The organism is Streptomyces sp. C (assembly GCF_000158895.1).
Taxonomy (GTDB): domain Bacteria; phylum Actinomycetota; class Actinomycetes; order Streptomycetales; family Streptomycetaceae; genus Streptomyces; species Streptomyces racemochromogenes.
The window spans coordinates 1393598-1398038 of the sequence record NZ_GG657750.1; the positions used below are offsets into that span (position 1 = coordinate 1393598).

The window sequence follows — 4441 nt, forward strand, 5'->3', positions numbered from 1 at the left end:
CCCGGGCCCACAGCGTGAGCCCGCCGCCCGGCACCTCGTACTCCCAGTCCGGCAGCTCCCGGCGCACCGCCCCGACCAGTGCGTCCCGGTTCTCCCGGGCCTGGGCGCGGCGCATCCCGACGGCCTCCTCCCAGCCGCCGGTGCGCATCAGCCAGTTCACCGCGAGCTGTTCCAGCACCGGGGTGCCCAGGTCCGCGTACGCCCGCGCGGCGACCAGGCTGCGGATGACGTCGGGGGCCGCGCGGACCCAGCCGATCCGCATGCCCGCCCAGAAGGCCTTGCTGGCGGAGCCGACGGTGATCACCGTGGAGCCGGCGGGGTCGAAGGAGCAGACCGGGCGGGGCATGACGAGGTCCGGGTCCAGCTGGAGTTCGGCCATGGTCTCGTCGGCGATCAGCACGGTTCCGGCGGAGCGGGCCGCCTCGACCATCGCGCGGCGCTTGTCCTCCGCGGCCAGGGCGCCGGTCGGGTTGTGGAAGTCGGCGACGACGTAGGCCAGGCGGGGGGCCGAGTCGCGCAGCACCTGCCGCCAGACGTCCATGTCCCAGCCGGTCAGCCCGGTCCCCATCGCCACGGGCACGAGGCGGGCCTCGGCGGCGCGCATCAGCTGGAGGATGTTGGCGTAGGAGGGGGACTCCACGGCGATCCGCTCGCCGCGCCCGGCGAAGAGGCTGCAGATGGCGTCTATGGCGCCCATCGCGCCGGTGGTGACCATGATCTGCTCGGGCATGGTCGGGATGCCCCGCTCGGTGTAGCGGTCGGCGAGCATCCGGCGCAGCGCGGGCAGGCCCGCCGGGTAGTCGCCGTGGGTGTGCGCGTAGGGCGGGAGCTCCTCCAGGGCGCCCTGGACGGCCTTGGTCAGCCAGGGTTCGGGGGCCGGGAGGGCGGCGCAGCCGAGGTCGATCATCGAGCCGAGGGACTCGGGGGGCAGCGGCTCCAGCCCGCGGGCCGGCAGCGGGTTCCCGGCCGGTACGGAGGTCCAGCTGCCGGCGCCCCGGCGGGACTCCAGGAAGCCCTCCCCGCGCAGCGCCTCGTAGGCGGCGGCGACGGTGGTGCGGCTGAGCGACAGGGCGGTGGCCAGCTCCCGCTCGGCGGGCAGCCGGGCGGCGACGGGCACACGGCCCTCCAGGACGAGCAGCCGGATGCCGTCGGCCAGGGTGCGGTACGCGGGCGGCTTGCGGGCGCCGGGCGGCGCGGGCCGGTCCTGCTGGGAGCCGATGAGCCGGGCGAGCTGCGCGGCACCGACCGCTGAGGTCCACTGAGCCATGGCGTCCGGTCCACCTTCGTCGGATTGGCCCCCGGACGGCGGTCCCGGGGCCGGTATTGGATTGTTCGCGGGGCCCCAGGGTGTCATGGGCCGGTCCATTCCGGCCAGGGGGTGCCGCGCGGGCGCCGGGCGGGGACGTGGCGCTCCCGCCGGGCGGGGCGCATTGGGCATACTGCGGCCGTGACTCACGTACGCCTCCGGCACCCCTACCTGGACCATCCGGCCCCGATCCCCTTCGCCCACCGGGGCGGGGCCGCGGACGGGCTGGAGAACACCGCCGCCGCCTTCCGCAGGGCCGCCGGGGCGGGCTACCGGTACTTCGAGACCGATGTGCACGCGACGGCGGACGGGAAGCTGGTGGCCTTCCACGACGCCACGCTGGACCGGGTCACCGACATGAGCGGCCGGATCCGGGAGCTGTCCTGGAGCCGGGTGCGCGAGGCGCGGGTGGCGGGGACCGAGCCGCTGGCCCTCTTCGAGGACCTGCTGGAGCAGTTCCCGGACGCCCGCTGGAACGTGGACGTCAAGGACGAGTCGGCCCTGCACCCGCTGGTGAACCTGATCGCGCGGGCCGGGGTCTGGGACCGGGTGTGCGTGGGCTCCTTCTCGGAGAGCCGGGTGGCCCGGGCGCAGAAGATCGCGGGACCCCGGCTGGCGACCTCATACGGGGTGCGCGGGGTGGTCGGGCTGCGGCTGCGGTCCTTCGCGATCCCGGCGGCCCTGCGCGTCGGCGCGGTGGCAGCCCAGGTCCCGGAGACCCAGGCGGGCATCCGGGTGGTCGACCGGCGCTTCGTACGGACCGCGCACGAGCGGGGACTCCAGGTGCACGTGTGGACCGTGAACGAACCGGAACGCATGGAGGCTCTCCTCGACCTGGGCGTCGATGGCATCATGACCGACCGGATCGACATCTTGCGCACGGTGCTGGACCGGCGCGGCGCCTGGGCCTGACACCGCCCGGCCGCCGCGCGGGCGCCCGCGGCCGTGCGGTACGGGGACCAGCGAGGGGGCTCTCGAATGAGCGCGCAGACGACGGACGAGGCGGAGCCCGGGGCCGAGGACGGCAGACCGTCGGCGGAGGCGGCGGCCGCACGCAAGCGGGAACAGCGGGGCTGGTACTTCTACGACTTCGCCGTGTCCGTGTACTCGGCGAGCGTGCTCACCGTGTTCCTCGGCCCGTACCTGACCTCGGTGGCGAAGGCCGCCGCGGACGCCGAGGGCTACGTCCACCCGCTGGGGATCCCGGTGCGGGCCGGGTCCTTCTTCGCGTACTCGGTGTCGGCGTCGGTGATCCTCGCCGTGCTGCTGATGCCGCTGGCGGGCGCGGTCGCCGACCGGACGGGGCGCAAGAAGCCGCTGCTGGCCGTGGCCGCGTACACCGGTGCCACGGCGACGGCGGCGATGTTCTTCCTCGGCGGCGAGCGCTACCTGCTGGGCGGGTTCCTGCTGATCGTCGCGAACGCGGCCCTGTCCGTGTCGATGGTGCTCTACAACGCCTACCTGCCGCAGATCTCCACCCCGGACGAGCGGGACACCGTCTCCTCGCGGGGCTGGGCCTTCGGCTACACGGCGGGCTCGCTGATGCTCGTGGTGAACCTGGTGCTGTACCTGGGCCACGACTCCTTCGGCCTCTCCGAGGGCGAGGCCGTACGGATCTGCCTGGCGTCGGCGGGCCTGTGGTGGGGGGCCTTCGCGCTGATCCCGCTGCGCCGGCTGCGGGACCGGGCGGTGGTCCGGGAGGCGGGCGGCGCGCCGGCCGTCAGCGGCTGGAAGCAGCTGGTGGCCACCTTCAAGGACATGCGGCGCTACCCGCTGACCCTGTCGTTCCTCCTCGCGTACCTGATCTACAACGACGGCGTGCAGACCGTGATCTCCCAGGCCTCGGTCTACGGCTCCGAGGAGCTGGAACTGGAGCAGTCCACGCTGATCGGAGCGGTGCTGCTGGTCCAGGTGCTGGCGGTGGCGGGCGCGCTGGCGATGGGCCGGCTGGCCCGGGTGTACGGGGCGAAGCGGACGATCCTGGGCTCGCTGGCCGCGTGGGCGCTGACGCTGGCGGCGGGGTACTTCCTGCCGGCCCGGACCCCGGTGTGGTTCTTCGCGCTCGCGGCGATGATCGGGCTGGTGCTGGGCGGCAGCCAGGCGCTGTCGCGTTCGCTGTTCTCGCACCTGGTGCCGGCGGGCAAGGAGGCCGAGTACTTCTCGGCGTACGAGATGAGCGACCGGGGCTGAGCTGGGTGGGGCGCTGGTCTTCGGCCTGACGTACCAGCTCACGGGCAGCTACCGGGACGCGATCATCTCGCTGGTGGTGTTCTTCGCACTGGGTTTCGTGCTGCTCGCCCGGGTGCCGGTGCGGCGCGCGGTGGAGGCGGCGGGCAATCCTGTTCCGGTACGCCTCTGATGCGCGGATCCGGGCCCGGGCGGGCCCGGATCGGCCCCTTCCGCCGCCCGCCCGGGATCCGGACTCACGAACGAATCCCGAACGAATTTCGACGTTGCGGCAAAGGGCCGGTAGTGTACGCCTTTGGCCTGCCAGGCGGACCGTTACTGCGCGCACGAGAAGTGTAGACGTTGGGTGACATCTGCTGCCAGATGTGACAAAACGGGCACTGGTGGGTACAACAAGGGGCGGCACGACGGGCGACGCATTGACCCGGAGCGGGAATCTATACCGCCGACCGGACGTTGACCGGATGACGACGACAGCGACACCTGTCCTGTGGGCGACAAGCCCGGGAGGCACGATTCATGAGTGAGCGAGCTCTCCGCGGTACGCGGCTCGTGGTTACCAGCTACGAGACGGACCGCGGCATCGATCTGGCCCCGCGCCAGGCGGTGGAGTACGCATGCCAGAACGGACATCGATTTGAGATGCCGTTCTCGGTTGAGGCAGAGATTCCGCCGGAGTGGGAGTGCAAGGCGTGCGGCGCCATGGCACTCCTGGTTGACGGGGACGGGCCCGAAGAGAAGAAGGGCAAGCCTGCGCGAACGCACTGGGACATGCTCATGGAGCGGCGCACCCGCGAGGAGCTGGAGGAGGTGCTGGCCGAACGGCTGGCCGTCCTGCGCTCCGGCGCCATGAACATCGCCGTGCATCCGCGCGACAGCCGCAAGTCCGCCTGACCCGCGGACACAACGCAGTAGCCGAGGGGCCCCGCCACATCAGTGGCGGGGCCC

3 protein-coding genes and 1 pseudogene are annotated in these 4441 nt (G+C 72.8%); 3 read left to right on the forward strand and 1 reads right to left on the reverse strand.

The features are described 5' to 3' along the window. Positions 1-1267: PLP-dependent aminotransferase family protein (locus SSNG_RS06075; protein WP_007262925.1), on the reverse strand; the 1267-nt coding region annotated here is incomplete at its 3' end. 180 nt (positions 1268-1447) lie between these two features. Here SSNG_RS06075 and SSNG_RS06080 point away from each other — a divergent pair. The 3 genes and pseudogenes from SSNG_RS06080 to SSNG_RS06090 all read left to right on the forward strand — a co-directional run bounded on the left by SSNG_RS06080 (position 1448) and on the right by SSNG_RS06090 (position 4387). Continuing rightward, entirely contained in the window at positions 1448-2218 is a 771-nt protein-coding gene (locus tag SSNG_RS06080) for a glycerophosphodiester phosphodiesterase (protein WP_007262926.1), read from the forward strand. Positions 2219-2284: 66 nt separating this feature from the next. Then, a pseudogene (locus tag SSNG_RS06085) lies at positions 2285-3665 on the forward strand (MFS transporter). A 347-nt stretch (positions 3666-4012) separates the two neighbouring features. Further along, complete coding sequence (locus SSNG_RS06090; RefSeq protein WP_007262928.1) at positions 4013-4387, forward strand: RNA polymerase-binding protein RbpA; 375 nt, start codon at positions 4013-4015, stop codon at positions 4385-4387. The last annotated feature ends 54 nt before the right edge of the window (positions 4388-4441 follow it).